The organism is Cellvibrio sp. PSBB006 (assembly GCF_002162135.1).
Lineage (GTDB): Bacteria > Pseudomonadota > Gammaproteobacteria > Pseudomonadales > Cellvibrionaceae > Cellvibrio.
In genome coordinates this window covers 2,617,597-2,636,228 of the sequence record NZ_CP021382.1, presented here as the reverse complement: position 1 = coordinate 2,636,228, position 18,632 = coordinate 2,617,597, and the positions used below count along the sequence as shown (strand labels likewise).

16 protein-coding genes are annotated in these 18,632 nt (G+C 54.9%); 7 read left to right on the top strand and 9 right to left on the bottom strand.

Annotated elements, in window-relative coordinates; translation table 11 throughout:
* The first annotated feature begins 39 nt into the window (after positions 1-39).
* The 3 genes from moaB (at position 40) to CBR65_RS10965 (ending at position 4,001) form a co-directional block, all read left to right on the top strand.
* Complete coding sequence (moaB, locus tag CBR65_RS10975; RefSeq protein WP_087466890.1) at positions 40-549, top strand: molybdenum cofactor biosynthesis protein B; 510 nt, start codon at positions 40-42, stop codon at positions 547-549.
* 140 nt (positions 550-689) lie between these two features.
* The gene (gene glp, locus CBR65_RS10970; RefSeq protein ID WP_087466889.1) at positions 690-1,871 is read left to right on the top strand and encodes a gephyrin-like molybdotransferase Glp; all 1,182 of its coding nucleotides are present in this window, start codon (positions 690-692) and stop codon (positions 1,869-1,871) included.
* Positions 1,872-2,096: 225 nt separating this feature from the next.
* The gene (locus tag CBR65_RS10965) at positions 2,097-4,001 is read left to right on the top strand and encodes a bifunctional diguanylate cyclase/phosphodiesterase (RefSeq protein ID WP_087466888.1); all 1,905 of its coding nucleotides are present in this window, start codon (positions 2,097-2,099) and stop codon (positions 3,999-4,001) included.
* Here the strand turns inward: CBR65_RS10965 and CBR65_RS10960 are convergent.
* From CBR65_RS10960 to CBR65_RS10950, 3 genes are all read right to left on the bottom strand, one after another.
* Entirely contained in the window at positions 3,925-4,140 is a 216-nt protein-coding gene (locus CBR65_RS10960) for a hypothetical protein (RefSeq protein ID WP_087466887.1), read from the bottom strand. The two genes, CBR65_RS10965 and CBR65_RS10960, sit on opposite strands and share 77 nt — an antisense overlap.
* 700 nt (positions 4,141-4,840) lie before the next feature.
* Positions 4,841-5,473 carry a DNA-3-methyladenine glycosylase I gene (locus CBR65_RS10955; RefSeq protein ID WP_087466886.1) on the bottom strand — a complete coding sequence of 211 codons (633 nt, stop codon included), beginning with the start codon at positions 5,471-5,473 and terminating at the stop codon, positions 4,841-4,843.
* Positions 5,409-6,158 (bottom strand): YafY family protein, encoded by a 750-nt coding sequence (locus tag CBR65_RS10950; RefSeq protein ID WP_087466885.1) that lies wholly within the window; start codon positions 6,156-6,158, stop codon positions 5,409-5,411. The genes CBR65_RS10955 and CBR65_RS10950 overlap by 65 nt, the downstream gene beginning before the upstream one ends.
* A 252-nt stretch (positions 6,159-6,410) precedes the next feature.
* Between CBR65_RS10950 and pip the strand changes: the two genes are divergently transcribed.
* The 4 genes from pip (at position 6,411) to CBR65_RS10930 (ending at position 10,246) form a co-directional block, all read left to right on the top strand.
* On the top strand, positions 6,411-7,382 hold the full coding sequence (gene pip, locus CBR65_RS10945) for a prolyl aminopeptidase (protein ID WP_087466884.1): 972 nt from the start codon (positions 6,411-6,413) through the stop codon (positions 7,380-7,382).
* Between the two features lie 147 nt (positions 7,383-7,529).
* A complete protein-coding gene (locus CBR65_RS10940) occupies positions 7,530-8,705 on the top strand; it encodes an AraC family transcriptional regulator (protein ID WP_087466883.1) in 1,176 nt (391 codons plus the stop codon).
* A 21-nt stretch (positions 8,706-8,726) separates the two neighbouring features.
* Positions 8,727-9,167: a D-aminoacyl-tRNA deacylase gene (gene dtd / locus CBR65_RS10935; RefSeq protein ID WP_087466882.1), complete on the top strand. Its 441-nt coding sequence runs from the start codon at positions 8,727-8,729 to the stop codon at positions 9,165-9,167.
* 194 nt (positions 9,168-9,361) lie between these two features.
* Entirely contained in the window at positions 9,362-10,246 is an 885-nt protein-coding gene (locus CBR65_RS10930) for a TraB/GumN family protein (protein WP_157672039.1), read from the top strand.
* 45 nt (positions 10,247-10,291) lie between these two features.
* Here CBR65_RS10930 and CBR65_RS10925 read toward each other — a convergent pair whose 3' ends face one another.
* The 6 genes from CBR65_RS10925 to ubiB form a co-directional block, all read right to left on the bottom strand.
* The gene (locus CBR65_RS10925) at positions 10,292-10,723 is read right to left on the bottom strand and encodes a CBS domain-containing protein (RefSeq protein ID WP_087466880.1); all 432 of its coding nucleotides are present in this window, start codon (positions 10,721-10,723) and stop codon (positions 10,292-10,294) included.
* Between the two features lie 113 nt (positions 10,724-10,836).
* Positions 10,837-12,765 (bottom strand): acetyl-CoA hydrolase/transferase C-terminal domain-containing protein, encoded by a 1,929-nt coding sequence (locus CBR65_RS10920; RefSeq protein ID WP_198300940.1) that lies wholly within the window; start codon positions 12,763-12,765, stop codon positions 10,837-10,839.
* Entirely contained in the window at positions 12,716-14,830 is a 2,115-nt protein-coding gene (locus tag CBR65_RS10915; RefSeq protein WP_087466878.1) for a 3-hydroxyacyl-CoA dehydrogenase NAD-binding domain-containing protein, read from the bottom strand. The genes CBR65_RS10920 and CBR65_RS10915 overlap by 50 nt, the downstream gene beginning before the upstream one ends.
* 11 nt (positions 14,831-14,841) lie before the next feature.
* Positions 14,842-16,164, bottom strand: coding sequence for an acetyl-CoA C-acetyltransferase (locus CBR65_RS10910; RefSeq protein WP_087466877.1), 1,323 nt, complete (start codon positions 16,162-16,164; stop codon positions 14,842-14,844).
* Positions 16,165-16,319: 155 nt separating this feature from the next.
* The gene (locus CBR65_RS10905; RefSeq protein ID WP_087466876.1) at positions 16,320-16,715 is read right to left on the bottom strand and encodes a DUF1294 domain-containing protein; all 396 of its coding nucleotides are present in this window, start codon (positions 16,713-16,715) and stop codon (positions 16,320-16,322) included.
* A gap of 137 nt (positions 16,716-16,852) precedes the next feature.
* The gene (ubiB, locus tag CBR65_RS10900) at positions 16,853-18,514 is read right to left on the bottom strand and encodes a ubiquinone biosynthesis regulatory protein kinase UbiB (RefSeq protein WP_087466875.1); all 1,662 of its coding nucleotides are present in this window, start codon (positions 18,512-18,514) and stop codon (positions 16,853-16,855) included.
* Positions 18,515-18,632 lie beyond the last annotated feature (118 nt).

Genomic DNA, 18,632 nt, shown 5'->3' with positions numbered 1-18,632 from the left:
GGCCGCTATCTCTCCAGGCTTGTTCAAGGACTTTCATTTGTGAGCAGTCAAACCTACTTCGTTCCTTTACATATTTGTGTGCTGACCGTCTCTGACACCCGCAATCGCGAGACGGACACCTCCGGGCAACGCTTGCAGGATCTGTTGCAAGAAGCCGGGCATCAGCTGCATCAACGCGAGCTGGTGAAAGACGATATCTACCAGATTCGCGCCGTCATCTCTAATTGGATTGTGGATACGCAGGCCCAGGTGATTTTAATTACCGGCGGCACCGGCTTTGCGGGCCGCGACAGTACTGTGGAAGCGGTTACACCCTTGTTCGATAAAACCGTAGTGGGCTTTGGCGAGCTGTTTCGTCAGGTGTCTTATGAGGAAATCGGCACCTCGACTATCCAGTCGCGCGCCACCGCCGGGCTTGCCAACCGCACGCTGATCTTTTGCCTGCCCGGCTCAACCGGTGCCTGCACAACCGCCTGGCAGCGCATCATCAAAGACCAACTCGACAGCCGTCACCGCCCCTGCAATTTCGTCGAACAAATTAAACTGTGATTCGCACCCTAGGTCGGATTAGCGGCAAAGCCGCGTAATCCGACATCGGTTTGAATAACGCCCAACCAACCCCCACCTCATCCACACCCAGCGCTAATGCGTAAAACCCGACCGATAACAAAAAGACTTTGGATAACGCCATGACCAAAAAGCTCATCAGCATTGAATCCGCCCGCCAGCAGTTGATCGATGGTGTGAGTACGATCAAAGCCACTGAAACCCTGCCGTTGATGCAAGCCTTCGGTCGGGTTCTGGCGCAGCCATACCAGGCTGGTATCAATGTGCCGCCAGCGGACAACAGCGCGATGGACGGCTACGCGGTAAACAGCATGGGGTTGCAAGTGGGCAGCAGCCTGCCCATCAGCCAGCGCATTGCAGCGGGAGAGGTTGCACAACCGCTGTTGGCCGGTACGGCAGCACGGATTTTTACCGGCGCGGAAATTCCTGTCGGCGCCGATGCAGTCATTATTCAGGAAGATTGTCGGTTGGAAGGTGATCGGGTCACTCTCTTGGCGCCGGTCAAACCTTGGGAAAACATCCGCCCCCAAGGGCAGGATATCCACGCCGGTACACGCCTGCTGGAAAAAGGCCATTACCTGGGCGCGGCAGATGTGGCGTTGCTGGCGTCGGTGAATATTGCCGAGGTGGTGGTTTACCGCCCCCTGCGGGTTGCGCTCTTGTCTACAGGCGATGAATTGCTCGACCCGGGTCAACCGCAAATGCCGGGCAAGATCTACAACTCCAACCGCTATCTACTTACCGGCCTGCTGCGTGACCTGGGTTGCGACGTGGTTGATCTCGGCATTGTGGCCGATACCCTCGATGCCACCAAAGCCGCACTGCAACAGGCTGCCGAGGCAGATGTCATCCTCAGCAGCGGTGGTGTATCGGTTGGCGAAGAAGATCACGTGAAAGCGGCAGTGACCGAGCTGGGTAAGTTGACGTTGTGGAAGATCAACCTTAAGCCCGGTAAACCGCTGGCCTTTGGTTACGTGGGTGAAACGCCTTTTGTCGGTCTGCCGGGCAATCCGGTTTCCGCGTTTGTGACCTTTACCCTGCTGGTGCGCGCACTGTTGTTCAAGCGCCAGGGGCGCAGCTATGTATCCCCGCAACCACTGCGCCTACCGGCCTTGTTTGCCTTGCCCAACCCGCGCAAGCGCTGTGAATACCTGCGTGGTCGCATCACGCCGGCCGGGGTGGAGATTTATCCCCAACAGAGTTCCGGAGCCTTGTCGTCTGTGGTGTGGGCCAATTGTCTGGTGCGTATTGATGTGGGTGTCAGTGTGGCGGAAGGGGATGAGGTACAAGTGTATCCGTTGTAGGCGCGAATGCGTTTGCGTTGTCATGGTGCGCGTGCCTTGACGCATTATTCAACTTGGTGCGTGCTGTTGAGGTTTTGATTCCTGCGTGTAGGCGCAGATAGTTTATTAAGCCTGCACAGGGCCGGTTTTGTTATAAAAAATCGCCTTCGGCCCATTTTGTCGGACTTGGCAGATTTGTTGCTCCACTCAATTGTTTTACCGCCTTGCCGGCGACAGTGAGTGGCGATGAACAATAATTCTCTCGGCCTGAGCGCAGTTCCTTCGTTGTTGGCGGCGATGGATGCCTTGACGCTGGAGCCGGATTTCTCAACCTTCTTTCGCAAAGCGGCGATGTCGGTGCAGTCTATCCTCGGCGCCGACGGCACAGCCTTGATCATGCTCGACGATACGGGTCAGCATTTTGAATACCGCTTGTTTGAAGGCAGTCGCCAGCATTTGCTCGGTGCATTCAGGGGCATGCGCTTTGCCTCAACCCAGGGAATCGCCGGGCGCACCTTGCGCACCAAGAACAGTATTTTTGTCAGCGACTATCCCGCCGATCCCGATGCCATGCCCTCGTTAATCAGTGCCGGTTTGAAGGCCAACCTGGTGATTCCGCTGATCGCGTTTGACCAGGTGATCGGTGTGCTTGCCTCATCCTGGTTTAATGACAACCAGCCGCAAATATCGCCCAACGCCCTTAATCTCGCAGAACGTATCGCCAGCCAGATTGCAGTGGCCTGTCATCGGGAGCAATTGGAACACCGCCTGCGCTCACTGGTGGACACCGACCCGCTCACCCAGGCGCTGAATCGTCACGGCGTAATCAGCCGCCTCGACGCGCGCTTGCAACGCCTGCGCGAACACCATTGTTCCTTCGCTCTGTTTTTTATCGACATTGATGGGTTGAAAACCGCTAACGATAACTGGGGGCACGAAGTCGGTGATTGTCTGCTGCGCGATGCGGCCAATCGCCTCAACGATGCCAAACGCAAAAGCGATGATCTGGGTCGGCTGGGTGGCGATGAATTTCTGGTGATTGCGGAATGTGACGAGGCCGGTGTCGAGGTCTTGGCCAAACGTTTCCAGCAAGCCTTGCGCATCCACTTCGGTACCGGACGCAAGTGCGGCCGATTGAGCGGCAGTATTGGCGTCGTCCTCGCACCGGCCGATGGCACCGACCAAATCAGCCTGCTGCGTAAGGCAGATGCGGCCATGTACCGCGCCAAGCTCGACGGCGGTGATCGCGTTTACCGCGCCTCGGCGCTGGTGGATGTCGAGCCGGAAAAAAGTATTTCGAGTGTCGATATCGACGGCGCACTGGATCGCAACGAATTGTGTTTGTGGTACCAACCGATCATCAATCTCAGCAATGCAACGGTGGAAGGTTTCGAAGCCTTGCTGCGTTGGCAAAAACCCTCCGCCAAAGTGATCACCGCCACGCCTATCGTCAACGCCATCGAATCGGCGCGCGGCGACATCGACTACCGCGTTGGCAACTGGGTATTGAACAACGCCGTGGCGCAGATCTTGGAGTGGCAGCGTCAGGGCGTGACCGCGAGCATGCACATCAATATTTCAGCACGACACTTTCTGCATCCCTCGTTCCTGGCGGAGCTGCAAAGTGTGTGCGAACTCTCGACGGACATTGGCAAGTCACTGCTGATTGAGATCACCGAAACCGCCATGCTCGAAGATCTGGAACGGGCGCGGCGCATCATGCTCCGGTGTCACGACATGGGCGTACGTGTTGCCATCGACGACTTTGGCACCGGCTACGCATCGCTGACTTATCTCAAGCGTCTGCCGCTGGACGTTATCAAGATCGACCGCTCGTTCGTGGCCGACCTGCCGCATAACAAAGTGGATCGCGACATCATCAAAGGCATCGTCTCCATCGCTCACGCGCTGGGTTTACAGGTGGTGGCGGAAGGAGCCGAACTTTGCGAGCAGGTGCAGGCGTTACATGAATTGGGTTGTGATCAGGTGCAGGGTTACGTCGTGCATCGTCCGATGCCGGTCAGCGCCGTACCAGCCTGGCTGACCGATCAACAGCGCGACGTTGCGGGAGGAGTTAAAAACGGGGCGGTAATTTATTCAGCATTTCCCGTCGCGCATGAATCAATTCCTTATAGGTTTGAATCATGCTGAAGTTCACGTGGTTTCCGTTTAACTTCAACGAGGCTTGTTGACGTTCGTATTCAGTAATCTCGGCAACTAATTGGTCGCGCAGCGCTTCAGTGTGGCCGAGGTTAACGCCGACTCCAACGGTTTGGCGATGTTTGCTCATAAACTTTGCTCCATGTCGATGTTGTGCAGTGAGGGTAATCTAGCGTCGATGTGTTATTGGTGTAAGGTGATGACCCTGTGCTCCTTGAGTGGTTCCGCAGGATGATCGTGCGCTAGGTTTTTGAAGCATAGACCAGTAGGTCTTTTGCTAATAGAGCGTTAATAGATTGTTTTGTTTTTATTGCTGGTTTTTTGAACTGGTTTTACTTCGAGTGGAAATATAGGCGGGATTTTGACGGTTTTTTTTGTCGTTTTAATGGCTTGTTTTAGGTGGGGTCATGGGTTTCGGTGTTGGGTCCGAGACTCGCCGTGAACCCATCCATGGGGGCTCATCACCGGCATCCTTGCCGGTGATGGTCTCGGACCCAACACCGAAACCCATTCTGCGACATTTGTGCCACAGCGTGACTTTTAAAAAAGCGCATGGTGTATAGCCGGTGAGGAGAAATTTCCGTACTGCTTTTTTGCAATTAAACAGATTATTTCATGCAAATCTGACTTTATGCACAGGCCCTAGTGCCACGGGCATTATTCCCTAATAAACGCTTTTAACCCCAGCCGTTCGCACCGAACTTCCAGAGTGGATTCCGTTGTACCCTCCGGGACCATCGCCGGCAAGGATGCCGGTGATGAGCCCCCATGGATGGGTTCACGGCGAGTCCCGGAGGGTACAACGGAATCCATGACCACAAGAAAAAAAGCTAATCCGCACAGTCTTTGTAACGATGGCAACTGATCAAATGATCATTCACCATCCCCGTCGCTTGCATATGCGCATAACAAATAGTCGTGCCCACAAAATTAAACCCGCGCTTTTTTAACTCCTTACTCATCGCATCCGACTCCGGCGTCGACGCCGGAATATCCGCCAGGGTACGGCGCCGGTTCTGTTTCGGCTTACCACCCACAAACTGCCACAGAAAATCGCTGAAACTCTCCCCCTGTTCCTGCAAATCCAGATACGCCCGCGCATTGCGCACCACACTCTCAATCTTCAAACGGTTACGGATGATGCCGGGATTCAACAGCAGCTTCGCCTTCTTCGCCTCGCTGTAACGGGCAATCCTGACCGGATCAAAATTATCAAACGCCTTGCGATAAGCCTCCCGCTTGCGCAGCACCGTGATCCACGACAAGCCCGCCTGGGCGCCTTCCAGCATCAGAAATTCAAACATCTTCTGATCGTCGTAAACCGGCACGCCCCATTCCTCATCGTGGTACTGGCAATAGAGTTCATCCGTGCCGCACCAGCCGCAGCGAACGGGTGTTTTACTCGATAAGCTCGGCGACTTCTTGCTTGTGGCATTCGTAGGCTTGTTCGTTGTATTGCTCATAATTTTCCGCCATCAGATTCAGATAGTGTTTCAGACTCTTTTCATCGCTGGTTGTGAATTTTTCATCGGTGGTTGCCAATTGCTGGATACGATCGAGGCGAAATACACGATAGTCATTGCGCAATTGGCACCAGGCCACCAGCGTCCAGACCTTGCCCCAAAAGATCAGGCCCAGCGGCTCGATTTGACGGGAGGAGGTTTGTTCATCGGCGCGTTTGTAATCGATCAACAGCATCCGTTGCTGGCGAATCGCTTCGCGGATGGTCTGGCTGTGGGCGGTATAAATCTTCTGGTATTCGTCATAGGTTGGCACCAGCAGCGGCAGGTTTTCATCGCTGTGGCGCAAGTGGTCGGGCAGGACCGCGAGGATTTTCTGGATGGCACTGTTGGCACTGGCGGCCATCTGGCTGTCGCCCCAGCCGCTGACCATGCGTGCACCCAGCAGTAAGGCTTCCACTTCGTGGCGGTCAAACATCAAGGGGGGCAACTGGAAGTGGCGTTGCAGGCGATAGCCAACGCCGGCTTCGCCTTCAACCGGCACGCCGGACAGGCTGAGTGCCTGGACGTCGCGGTAGATGGTGCGTTCGGAGACTTGCATATGTTCACTCAACTGGCGCGCAGTTAATGCTGTGCGGCGGTTGCGTAACAGAGTGAGTAATTGGAACAGACGTTCGGCGCGTTGCATGGTGGCACTCCCTCGGTAGATTGCGCAGCAGTCTAAAAGATGGGTTTGTCAGTCTATGTCAGTAGAATCCGCCATTTTGTGAAAACTTGTAAAGCGCAACGGAACATGCATCCTGCGTTCTGTGCCACAAAATGGGTTTTAACCGGTTGTGGTGGCCGATAAAAATGTCATGGTGTGCTACTGTTAATCTTTGAAACTGTCTGGTGGTATGTGTGACGGTTTTGGCGTGCAGTATTGCTGAAAGGAAAAACTATGCAGACGTTTTACCCCGAAATCAAACCCTATCAACGCCACGAAATTGCCGTGGAGCCTCCCCACGAATTGTATGTCGACGAGTCGGGCAACCCCGACGGTATCCCGGTACTGTTTGTACACGGCGGACCGGGTGCCGGGTGCGGTAAGTTCGATCGGCGCTTTTTTGATCCAGAGGTTTACCGCATCGTGCTGTTCGATCAGCGCGGCTCCGGTCGTTCCCGTCCTCACGCTGAGTTGGAGAACAATACCACGCAAAAACTGGTGGAGGATATGGAAGTCATCCGCGAGCATTTGGGCATTGATCGCTGGGTATTGTTCGGCGGCTCCTGGGGTTCGACCCTCAGCCTTGTTTACGCGGAGACCTATCCCGACCGGGTGCTGGGTTTGATCCTGCGCGGTATTTTTCTGTGTCGGCCGCAGGATTTCCATTGGTTTTACCAGGATGGTGCCAGCCATGTCTTTCCCGATTACTGGCAGGATTTTATCCAGCCGATTCCGGTCAGTGAGCAGCACAATCTGATGAAGGCCTATTATCGACACCTGACCAGCGACAACGAAATTATGCAGATGGCCGCCGCCAAAGCCTGGTCGTTGTGGGAGGGGCGCTGCGCAACCCTGCGGCCCAATCAGGAAGTCGTTGAATCATTTACCGAGCCACATCGTGCCCTGTCTTTGGCGCGTATCGAATCGCATTATTTTATGAACAATGCCTTCCTCTCCGAGGACCAGATTGTGCGCAATGCGGACAAGTTGCAAGGTATCCCCGGCGTGATTATCCATGGCCGTTACGATATGGTATGTCCGGTTGATAATGCCTTTGCGCTGTCCAAAGCCTGGCCGGATGCCGAGTTGCAAATTATCCGCGAAGCGGGCCACGCCTCACGCGAAACCGGTATTGTGGACGCCCTGATTCGCGCAACGGATGCACTGGCCAGAAAGCTGCGTCACGAAAGCGACAATCTGGCGTAATATAAAAACAAAAGCGCAGCAGTCCGGATAACGCTGCTGCGCCATGATTTCCCGATTATGCGACCGGTGCGCATGGATGTATTTTTCGCCGGGCCCGGGATGTGAACAATAACGAAAAAACCGCGCATCCTTTTCGGTGGTATCCCCATGGAAGCAACAATCTTTAATACCCATGATGTCGTGCTGTTGATGACAGCCTATCAATGTATTCTCTTCGCGATCTTATTGCTGACAGCGCGCCGGGAACGGCGTTTGACCAACACCCTACTGGCGTTATTCCTGTTGCAGCAAGCGGCGATTCCACTGGATATCCTGATCAGTTTCGGTGCCGAGTTCCGTGCGATTGCATTGGACTGGTCGCCCAATCTGTTTTATGTATTCGGTTTTGGTTACTGGCTCGAAGGGCCGTTATTGCTTTGGTACACCCGCTCGCTGGTGTATAAGGATTACCGCCTGACCGCGCGCGATCTGGTCTACCTGATTCCTTTTATTGCGTATTTCCTTCATCAGCTGGTGTTTTATTACAGCCTGGATTTCGCCACCAAAAAATCCATACAGGAAGAATATGACCTGCTGGTTGCGCCTCACTACATGAATTTTGTGACGCTGTTTCGCGATCTGTTCCGCGCAACCCTGGGCGCGGTGTGCCTGTTGGAGATTCGCCGTTACGGCAAACATTTGAAACACAATTATTCTGATATCGATAAGCTGGATTTAACCTGGTTAAAGTTATTGGTGATCGGGTTCCTCGGTATTCGTTTGTGGGCGGTATTGGTCGCCGTGATGTTAATCCTGTCCATTATGTATGGTGTGTCGGCAGATTTCGGAACGGCCGGTTTATTGGGAAATTACATTACCTTTATTCTGGTGAGCATCCTGATTTTCTTTGGGCTGAGCCACTCGACGGTGTGTGAAGGGCTTGAGTCGCGCACGCCAGAGGCAGAAAGCGGTAAGGAAGAAACCAACAAAGATAAATATAAACCGGAGTTGGCGGAAACCTTGAGTCGCTGGATGGAAGATGAAAAACCTTACCTGATTCCGGCCCTGACCCTGGAGAAACTGGCAGGGCAATTACATATGCCGTCGCGAACGCTATCCAATATCATCAACCGCCATTTCAACTGTAATTTTTTTGAATTTGTTAACCATTACCGCGTCGAGGAAGCCAAGCGTTTGTTAGCCGATCCGCAGTCAGCCGATAAAAACATGATCGACCTGATGTACGAAATGGGTTTTAACAGCAAGGCAACCTTCAACGCACTGTTCAAGAAAAAAGTGGGCATGACGCCGAGCGAGTTTCGCAAGCAGGCCAGTCAGTCATAATCGGCAGCAAAAAGGGTAGTTATGTTAGGTTTGATTCAGCGGGTCAAGCGCGGGGCGGTAGAAGTCGATGGGAAAATTGTCGGTGCGATAGAGCAGGGTATTTTGTTGCTGCTGGGGGTGGAAAAGACCGATACCGAAGCGAGTGCGGATAAGTTGCTTGACAAGGTGTTGGCCTATCGCATCTTTGCGGACCAGGACAACAAGATGAACTGCAATGTGCAGCAGATCAATGGTGGTGTTCTTGTTGTCTCGCAGTTCACCCTGGCAGCGGATACGCGCAAGGGGCTGCGCCCGAGTTTTTCATCGGCGGCACCACCGGCGCAAGCGGAGCAACTGTACGATTATTTCGTTGCGCGCCTGCGTGAACGCCACTTGCAGGTTGCCACCGGTATCTTCGCGGCTGACATGCAAGTCAGTTTACTAAATGACGGGCCGGTCACATTTATGCTGCAAGCTGAGTAGTTTTTACTGAACCTTGCCCGCAAAACTTCATCGAACGGATAACCCAATTACTTACGCGCTTCGCTGGCAATTGTAATAAGAATTCGGAGGGTAGTCGGGCAGCGGCATGGCCGCTGAGCCCGACGCTTTTTAAGCGAAGCGTCTAGCGTGCGATGTATCCCATGATAACGACATTTTTCCTCAGTAAAATATCAATGCTGAAAACTTCTGTAGCGCTCATCATGCTGTTGCTTACCCCGGCTGTTTGGGCTGAAGCGGCTATTTGGGAAGTCTCCCATGGCAAACACTCATTCCGGGTTGGTGCAAGTCTGGGTGCGTTAAAGAAAACAGCCTATCCCTTGCCGGCAGAATTTGATGAAGCCTTTCGCGAGGCGGATGCACTCTACGTCGAGCGCGATATTCACGCGGTTAATCAACCGGATTTTGGTGTGCGCGCCATGCAGGCCAGTATGTACACCGATGGTCGCAATTTAAAATCGGTACTGTCCGCGCCGGTGTGGCAGGAGTTGGAAGCATTCGCGCGGGAGCGCCGCGTACCGGTCTTCAGTTTATTTATGTTCAAACCCGCCTTTGCCAGCTTTACCCTCACCCTGATGGAAACCAAACGCCTGGAATTTACCAACGGTGTTGATGCCCATTATTTTTATCGCGCGCGTCGTGCGGGCAAGCCGGTTATTGCGCTGGAATCCATCGACCAACAAATCCAGCTTTTGCAAGTGGTTAATAATGCGGACGCCGATGCGTTAATCAAAGCCACTCTGGATGAATTGAAAAATTTATCCGAAACGACCCAGCAAGCGACACAAAGTTGGCGTAAGGGTGATATGGAAAAACTCGATGAACTCAAAAGCAAGAAACTACGCACCCAGGCGCCGGATTTGTACAACGAGTTGGTGGTCAAGCGCAATAAATCCTGGCTGCCGGCATTTGCCGGTATGTTAAAAAGTAAGGATGTAGAGTTGGTGTTGGTCGATGCGATGCACTTTACCGGGCCGGGTAATTTGTTGGAATTGTTTGCAGCAGAGGGCTATACCGTTAAGCGTTATCAGCCAGTGGTGGTGGGGCAGGCGGGTCATTGATAGTTTGGTCGGATTACGCTGCGTTAATCCGACCCACAGATTTCTCTACGCCGCATTAATCATAATATGCCGCGCCGTTTCCGCTGCGAGAATTTCTTCGTTATGCCGCAAAATATCGCCGAGGGAGATTACCCCGCACAGGCGTTTGGTTTCCGGTGAATCAAGGACAATCAATCGATACACGCCTTGTTCACTCATCTTATCCGCAGCGGATTCAACGCCGTCTTCCGCGTAACAATAAAGCACGTTGGGCGTTTCAATCTGGTTCAACAAGGTTTCGGTAGGATGACAGCCGTCTGCCACCGCACGCACCACAATATCGCGATCCGTAATCACACCTTCCAGCGCACCGGTAGCTGGACGCACAATGGGTAGAAACCCGCAATTCAGGTCACGCATTTTTTGCGCCGCTTGTTGCAGGTTGTCATCCGGTTCGATGAACTCGCATTGACTGGTCATGGCTTCTTTTACTTTCATGATGCGTCTCCTCTGGCAAGGTGATCAGATGGAAGTCGACTCAGGTAAATCACACAAGGCGTGTAGCCTGATTCTGCGACTGGGAGAGGTGGGGGGAGTTCCGATTTTTAACGTTAATAGTGCTCGCATAGCGCGCCAATCAACAGGCGGCGATACAGCTTTAATTTAAGCGACCCGGGGGCATCCAGATCCATGCGCTTCAAACAGGCCCGAACGGCTTCGTCTGGTGTTTGGCCCCAGGATTTTTTAAATAGTCTCCAGAGTGCTTTCCTTGAACCTTGTTGTTTATTGAGAATTTTCAGCGCAGCGGCGAGTCGCTGTTCTGTCGGCGTAAAGTCACTGCCGATAGGAAAATGGTTGAGATAACCGCGCGCGCGGATCGGCCCCAACAGCGTCAACAAATGCGCTGGCGTGTTGTGGCGATAGAGCGGCGGAATCTCATAATCTGCCGGGATTTTTTTGGCCCGTTTGGCTTGTTGTAATAGCGCCATCTGAAAACGTGAATCGGCAATATTCAGCAACGCCGCGATAACCTCTGCATCACATTTACCACGCAAATCTGCCGCGCCGTATTCCGTTACCACGATATCGCGCATATGGCGCGGAATGGTGATGTTGGCGTAGGACCAGCAAATATTCGAATGCACCTTGCCCTTGTGGGTGCGGGTTGCGCGTAGCGTAATAATGGAGCGCGCATCCGCCAGCGCGTGCGCCTGGGCGACGAAGTTGTGCTGGCCTCCCACACCGCTGATGACCTGACCGTTATCCAGACCGTCGGATACCACCGCACCATTCAGCGTGGCCATGATGGCGGAATTGACGAAGCGCGCCTTGACCCGCGCGCGGCGTTTTTGTGGTTCGTCGCCGTAGAGTTCATTTACAAACGACACCGGCATCATCGCAATCCGGCGGCGAATCGCCGGGTCCATCTGCTCCAGCATCTGATAAAAATGCGGGCTGCCCATAAAAAAACCGGCGTGCATCAGGTAACCATCGACCTCGCGTTTAACGATGCTGGCGTTGATCAGCGCAAGAAAACCCTCTACCAGCATTTCGCTCAACCCGTATAGCCCGTCGCGAAACGGTTCTTCATAACCGGGCAGGGTTTTGCGGTTGCCCAACAGGTTGCGCACGCATTCGCGGAAGATGTCGTTGTGCTGCTGGCGCAGGATCAAGCCGCTGGCAATGGCGTCGCCGATGGAACCGATACCGATCTGCAAGGTGCCGCCGTCTGGGATCAGACGGGCCACGTGCAAACCAATGGCATGATCCATCAGGCTCACCGGTTGCTGCGGTGGCTTGAAGAGCGAGAAATACACCGGGCCGGTATCCAGCAGCAAATCAAATTCATCGGTGCTGCGCTCGGCCGCGCCGTGCATAAAGGGCAGGTGGCGGTTTATCTCGCCCACCATCAGGCACTCCAGCTTGCCGTCCCGGCGCAAATCCAGCAGGTCGGCGGTGATGTCGGGGTTGCTGCTTAAACTGACCTGCGCGGGTAATTCACCGGCTTCATAATTGGCGGGCGGCGCCAGGAGCTGGCCGATAACATTGACCCGCGCATTCAGCAAAAACTGCAAGGCATAGGTGTAGTTGAGCGAAACATAATTCTGCTGTACCTGGGCATTGCCCAACCATTTACCCGGTTGCAGAAAGAATTCCTGGACGCGGATATTGCCGGGTAATGGTTTGCCTTGGCTGAGCGTGCGGGCGTAGGCGAGCCTTGGATAGTCACCGAAGAACTGGTCGCGCAGCGGGTTGAGGAAGCGTTTGGCCAGTTCACTGCTGGCGGGTGGTGCTTCCAGTGTCAGCGCGGTAAAAATCGTGAGGGAAATGCTGCGGTCATTACAGGCGCGCTCGAACAGCGCATTGGCGAACTCATTGGCTTTTCCCAATCCCAGGGGTAAACCGAGGACGATCCGTTTCCCTACACGTTCGATAACGGCATCAGCCAGGGCCTGTGGATCAGAGAATAACCGGGGCTGGCACTTCAGCTCATCCATTGTCCTTGCGCCAGCCGGGGTCGGGCCTGAAGCGTGGGCCATGTTGTTGTTCCAGTACATCCAGGCGGATGGCGATTTCCGCAAAACCATTGCGGCGCGCATAGTGCATCGGACCTCCCCGGAACGGGGCAAAGCCGGTGCCGAAGATCATGGCGCCGTCGAGGATATCTTCGTCCGGAACCACGCCCAGCCGCAGGCACGCCATGCAGGCGTTCAGCATCGGCAGAATCAGGCGATTCACCGTGCCTTCCGGCGCCTTGGGTAGATCCTTCTTTTTCTGCGCCTTGCCATCCTGCCAGGTATATAAACCCTGGCCCGATTTTTTGCCGAGCTTGCCCTCCTCGACTTTTTGCCGCAGCCAGTCCGGTATGGGTGCCATCTCGGTGGAGAGCTGTTCGTGGAGCATATCGGCCACGCCAAGGCAGATGTCGAGGCCAACCTGATCCGCCAGCTCCACCGGACCCACCGGCATCCCGAAATCCACCGCGGCCTGATCAATGCTTTCCGGAGCGATGCCTTCGTCCAGCATCACCATGGCTTCGAGCAAATAAGGCGTAAGCGCGCGATTGACCAGGAAGCCCGGTGCACTGGAAACCGGGGCGGGGAGGCGGTTGATCTTGCCGGTAAAGGCCAATGCTTTTTGGTAAGTGTCCTCGGCGATACCCCGTTGGCTGACCACTTCAATCAACTGCATCATGGCCACCGGGTTGAAGAAATGCAGCCCCACCAGTCGCTCCGGATTCTGTAGGCCTTCCTTGAGCTGGTCCAGCGGAATGCTGGAGGTATTGGTGGCGAGTATGGCGCCGGGTTTAAGCTTGGGCTCGATAGCGCGGTAGACCTTGTGTTTGATGTCGAGATCTTCCGGCACCGCCTCAATCACGATATCGGCGGTACGCACGCCAAGATTGTTGAGGTCGGGAATTAAACGGTCCAGTACGCGCCGCTTCTCCGCCGGACCCAGATGCTTGCGGTCACACAGTTCCGCCGCCTGTTTAACGGCGCGGGCAATGGAATCGGTTTTCTGATCTGACAATGTCACGGTCAGGCCTTGCAGTGCGCACCAGCCGGCAATGTCGCCGCCCATCGCGCCTGCACCCACCACGTGAACCCGCTTGAAATGGTAGGTCGGTTGTTCCTTGGCAATGCCTTTCATGGCCTCGCGCAGAAAGAACACCCGGATGAGGTTTTGCGCGGTGTGGCCAGTGAGCAGACGGGCAAACGAACTGATTTCGGCGCGGCGCATGGCACTACTGTCGCTACCGTGCTTTTCCCAGAGTTCGATCAAGGCTTCCGGTGCCGGGTAGTGGTCCGGTGAGGCTTTGTGCGCGGCCTGTTCACGCATCTTTTTTGCCGCCAGTTGGCGGGCCGGGGCGCTGTTGAGCAGGCGCGCTTTCAGGCCCGGTTGCTGACGAGGCAGTTTGCCGCGCATGGCGGCTTCAATGGCATTGGCGAGATGGCGCTCCGGTACCAGATCATCAATCAGCCCCAGTTTTTTGGCTTTGCTGTCCGGCATGGGTTTGCCGGTCAGCATCATGGTCATGGCCGCGATGGGATCGATTAATTGCGTGGCGCGTGCGGTGCCACCCAATCCCGGATGCAGGCCCAGTTGCACCTCTGGAAAACCCAGGCTGGCGCCGGGCACGGCGAGGCGATAGCGGCAGCAGAGTGCCAGTTCCAGGCCGCCGCCGAAGCAGTGGCCATGGATCACGGCGACGGTAGGGAAATTCAGGCTGGCAAGTCGGTCTGCCACCGCATGGGCGGCATGGAGTTTTTGTTCAACGGATTCGGTGGTTTCCAGGGAGCGGAATTCGCGGATGTCGGCGCCCACACAAAAGTGGTTGTCCTTGGCGGAGCGCAGCACCAGGCCGCGGGGTTTGTTCAGTAACAGTTGTTCCAGTATCTGTCCGAGTTCTTCCAACACCGCCTGCGACAGCGAATTGGTATTCGCATCCGCGCGGTCCATGACCAGCCAGGCGATACCCGTATCATCGGTACGCAGGTGCCAGTGCTGCCAGGGGTTCACCTCGGTGTTGATCAGGTCGCCCCGACCGAAGGGCCCGAGTTGGCGTTCCTGTCGGTTGAGTGTGTCGAGTATGTGGCCGGCCATGGAGGTACTCCCTAGACTGCTTCAATCAACATAGCGCCGGATTGTCCGCCGCCAATACATTCTGTGGCGATGCCACGTTTGAACCCGTTGCGCTGCATGGCATTCATCAGATGCAGGACGATCCGGTTGCCGCTGGTGCCCACCGGGTGGCCTAGGCTGACGGCGCCGCCGTCGATATTCAGCCGGTTGCGATCAATCAGCCCCCAAGGGGTTTCGCGACCCAATGCGGTGCGGCAGAAATCGGCGTCGTTGAAGGCGGCCAGACAGGCGAGCACCTGTGCCGCGAAGGCTTCGTTGAGTTCCCACAGGTCAATATCATCCAGCGCCAGTTGGTTGCGCGTCAGCAGGCTGGAGCAACTGAGGACCGGCCCCAGGCCCATGATCGCCGGGTCGAGCGCAGCCCAGTCGCTGTCGAGGATTACCGCCCTGGGGGTGAGTTGGTATTTCTGTACCGCCTCTTCCGAGGCCAGCACCAGCCAGGAAGCGCCGTCGGTAATTTGCGAGCTATTGCCGGCCGTGACCTTGCCGTAAGGTGCTTCGAATACCGGCTTCAGTTTGGTCAGGGACTCCAGCGAGCTGTCGGGCCGCACGCCGTCATCGTCTTCGAACAATTCCCCGGCATCGCTGAAGACGGGTAAGACTTCCTGTTTGAGCCAGCCTTCCTGTTGTGCGCGGGCCAGCCGGTGATGGCTGGATACGGCGTATTCGTCCGCCTGCAGGCGCGTGATATTAAATAAGTGAGCGATTACTTCGGCAGTTTGCCCCATGTTCAACTCGGCGATGGGATCTGTCAGGCCCCGTTTCAAACTGATGACCGGCTTAAGGAAGCCTGGCTTGAAGTGCGTGAGTTGGTGCAGGCGATCCGCAAGGCTTTTGGCTTGCTGCACGCCGGCCAGCCACTCCACCGCCTCGTCCTCCAGCACCATGGGCGCGTGACTCAGGGCTTCGGTACCGCCGGCGAGAATCAAATCTGCCGAGCCTTCACGGATATAACGAAAGGCAGTATCCACGGACTGCATACCGGAACCGCAATTGATCTGTACGGTAAAAGCCGTCATGGCTTCACCCATACCCAAACGCAGCGCCGCAATGCGCGCGGGGTTCATCTCGCCCGCCACCACATTGACGCAGCCGAGGATCACCTGGTCAAAAGCATCGGCGGGGATATCCAGACGCAACAGCAATGGGCGCCCGCACTGCACCGCCAGATCCACCGGCGAAAACGGACCGGGTTTGCCGCGCGCTTTCAAAAAAGGCGTGCGCGCACCATCCACCAGATACACGGGGCGACCGGTTGCGCGAGGCGCGGCGGAATCTTGCAGCGAATGGGTCATCATTACATCCTGTTAACCGAGTGCATTTCACGCTGTATACAGCGCGCGCGAATGGCAGTCAGGTGATGCTAGGACGGAGCACCGGGACATGTCAGTGCTCTAGCTAACATGAATCCGGTGACAGCAGAACAGGTGTGATGCAGAAGTGAAAAAGCTTAGCGGCCCATCAGGAATTTCAGCACTAATGAGGAATAATGACCGCCGGATAAAAACCAGTCGCACCAGAACGCGAGATGCAGCGAAACGATGAACCAGAATAAAAGCTGAAACGAAACTTTGCGGGTTTTGTGACGAAATAATTGTTGCGCGAGCAGCGCACCGGGCCAGCCGCCCAGCAGCGCAAATAATTGCAGGGATTTTTCAGAGAAGCGACGCTCGCCTTGTTGCGCACGGCAATTATCGCTGCGATAGATTAAAAAAGTGATCAGGCTAAGCACGCTGTAAATCACCGCAGGCCAGATAAAATCCAGACGCAGCCACATATCGCGCGCACCGAAAATCGGCAAGGCGCACATCGCGATAAACAATAAAATTTTAAAATAAATAACCATACATCATCACGTCGAATTAGGCTGCAGGCCGTAATCCGACAAACAAATCCCCAAGCAATGTGTGCCTTATTTCAAGCACAACCCATTTTCCGACACCGCGTTGGCTTACGCTTGTGCTAAGCCAACCTACAAAATACTCACCGACGGAACCACAATGCCGCTGCACCGATGGTGGCAAGAATATAACTGCCCACAGGAATATCCATCTGCGTAACATCATCCACCGAGCGCAATACCGCATCGCCAATGTCGGGCCAGGCAATGGCTATTGCACCGCCGAATGCCAGTAACGCAATGACCGCACGGCGACGCCGATGGATGCGTTTACGTTCATTGATATCCAACTGCATGCGAAGCTCCTGCAGTTGCGGCGCAACCTCTCCGAGATTCTGCAATTGCTCCAGGCTGTTAAACACCAGGTGCGGCACCTGCGGAAATTTTTCCATCCACTCCGGCGCGTAGCGTTTTAATTCGCTCCACAAGATGGTGGGGTGGAAACGTTTCTTCAGCCAGCGTTCGAGGAACGGATGCGCCGTGGTCCAGAGATCCAGATCCGGATAAAGCTGGCGGCCCAGCCCTTCGATATTCAGTAAGGTTTTTTGCAGCAACACCAATTGCGGTTGCACTTCCATATCAAAGCGGCGCGCGGTGCGGAACAGGCTGATCAGCACATGGCCGAAGGAAATATCTTTTAGCGGCTTTTCAAAGATCGGTTCGCACACGGTACGCACTGCCGCTTCCAACTCTTCCACACGCGTGTGGACCGGCACCCAACCGCTTTGCACATGCAGCTCGGCAACCTGGCGATAATCGCGGCGGAACATCGCCAGCAGATTGCGCGCCAGATAATATTGATCCTCCCGCGTCAGCGAGCCGACGATGGCCATATCCACCGCAATATATTGCGGTAACTCGGGATGCTCCTCCGCCACAAAGATATTGCCGGGGTGCATGTCCGCATGGAAAAAATTATGCTCGAACACCTGCGTGAAAAAAATCTCTACGCCGCGCTCGGCCAATTTTTTCATGTTGGTATTCTGCGCATTCAATGCGGCAATATCAGTGACCGGAATACCGTGGATGCGCTCCATCACCAGAATATTGTTGCGTGTGTAATCCCAGTAAATTTCCGGCACATACAACAAGGGCGACTTGGCAAAGTTGCGGCGCAACTGTGACGCGTTGGCAGCTTCGCGTTGCAGGTCCAGCTCATCAAAGATGGTGATGCGATAATCTTCCACCACTTCAACCGGGCGCAGGCGCTTGCCGTCGCGGCTGTGTTTTTCAACGAGCTTCGCGAGGTGCAACAGCAGCTGTACGTCCTGCTCGATAATGCGTTCGATACCAGGACGGATAATTTTGATCACCACCCGCTGCCCGTCCTTCAACACCGCACCATGCACCTGCGCAACCGACGCCGATGCCAACGGCTCCTGTTCGTACTCCAGAAAAATATCTTCGACCTTCGCACCCAACGCCAACTCCACCAACGCGCGAAATTGATTGGCATCAAAGGGTTTAACATTGTCTTGCAGGTGATTGAGCTCACGCACGATATCGTCGGGAATCAAATCCGGGCGGGTAGAGAGTAACTGACCAAATTTAATAAAGATCGGCCCCAGATCTTCAAACGCCCGCCGCAAGCGTTCACCGCGATTCAGGGAAGGCGTGGGAAATAATTTGCAGGGCAGTAACAACAACCGCATACCGAACGATAGTTGTTCGGTCGGCAAAATTTGATCCAGACGATAGCGCAGGAAAACACGCAGGATAGTCAGTAGACGAAGCAATACGATCACGTGAATCCTTTATTAATTAATTTGGAAAGAGACATAACCCAATCTTCAGAAACCGCGGTGTTCGCCGGGGATCGGGTGAAGGTGGGGGAGACCATCACCCGCAGGGATGCGGGTGTTG

Bases quoted from the DNA above. Each gene is read 5' to 3' on its own strand.
- CBR65_RS10905 (WP_087466876.1), bottom strand. From the start codon at position 16,715: ATGGTTATTTATTTTAAAATTTTATTGTTTATCGCGATGTGCGCCTTG.
- CBR65_RS10920 (WP_198300940.1), bottom strand. From the start codon at position 12,765: ATGGCCCACGCTTCAGGCCCGACCCCGGCTGGCGCAAGGACAATGGAT.
- CBR65_RS10950 (WP_087466885.1), bottom strand. From the start codon at position 6,158: ATGCAACGCGCCGAACGTCTGTTCCAATTACTCACTCTGTTACGCAAC.
- pip (WP_087466884.1), top strand. From the start codon at position 6,411: ATGCAGACGTTTTACCCCGAAATCAAACCCTATCAACGCCACGAAATT.
- glp (WP_087466889.1), top strand. From the start codon at position 690: ATGACCAAAAAGCTCATCAGCATTGAATCCGCCCGCCAGCAGTTGATC.
- CBR65_RS10930 (WP_157672039.1), top strand. From the start codon at position 9,362: ATGCTGAAAACTTCTGTAGCGCTCATCATGCTGTTGCTTACCCCGGCT.
- CBR65_RS10925 (WP_087466880.1), bottom strand. From the start codon at position 10,723: ATGAAAGTAAAAGAAGCCATGACCAGTCAATGCGAGTTCATCGAACCG.
- CBR65_RS10910 (WP_087466877.1), bottom strand. From the start codon at position 16,164: ATGACCCATTCGCTGCAAGATTCCGCCGCGCCTCGCGCAACCGGTCGC.
- CBR65_RS10915 (WP_087466878.1), bottom strand. From the start codon at position 14,830: ATGGCCGGCCACATACTCGACACACTCAACCGACAGGAACGCCAACTC.
- CBR65_RS10965 (WP_087466888.1), top strand. From the start codon at position 2,097: ATGAACAATAATTCTCTCGGCCTGAGCGCAGTTCCTTCGTTGTTGGCG.
- dtd (WP_087466882.1), top strand. From the start codon at position 8,727: ATGTTAGGTTTGATTCAGCGGGTCAAGCGCGGGGCGGTAGAAGTCGAT.
- CBR65_RS10960 (WP_087466887.1), bottom strand. From the start codon at position 4,140: ATGAGCAAACATCGCCAAACCGTTGGAGTCGGCGTTAACCTCGGCCAC.
- CBR65_RS10940 (WP_087466883.1), top strand. From the start codon at position 7,530: ATGGAAGCAACAATCTTTAATACCCATGATGTCGTGCTGTTGATGACA.
- CBR65_RS10955 (WP_087466886.1), bottom strand. From the start codon at position 5,473: ATGAGCAATACAACGAACAAGCCTACGAATGCCACAAGCAAGAAGTCG.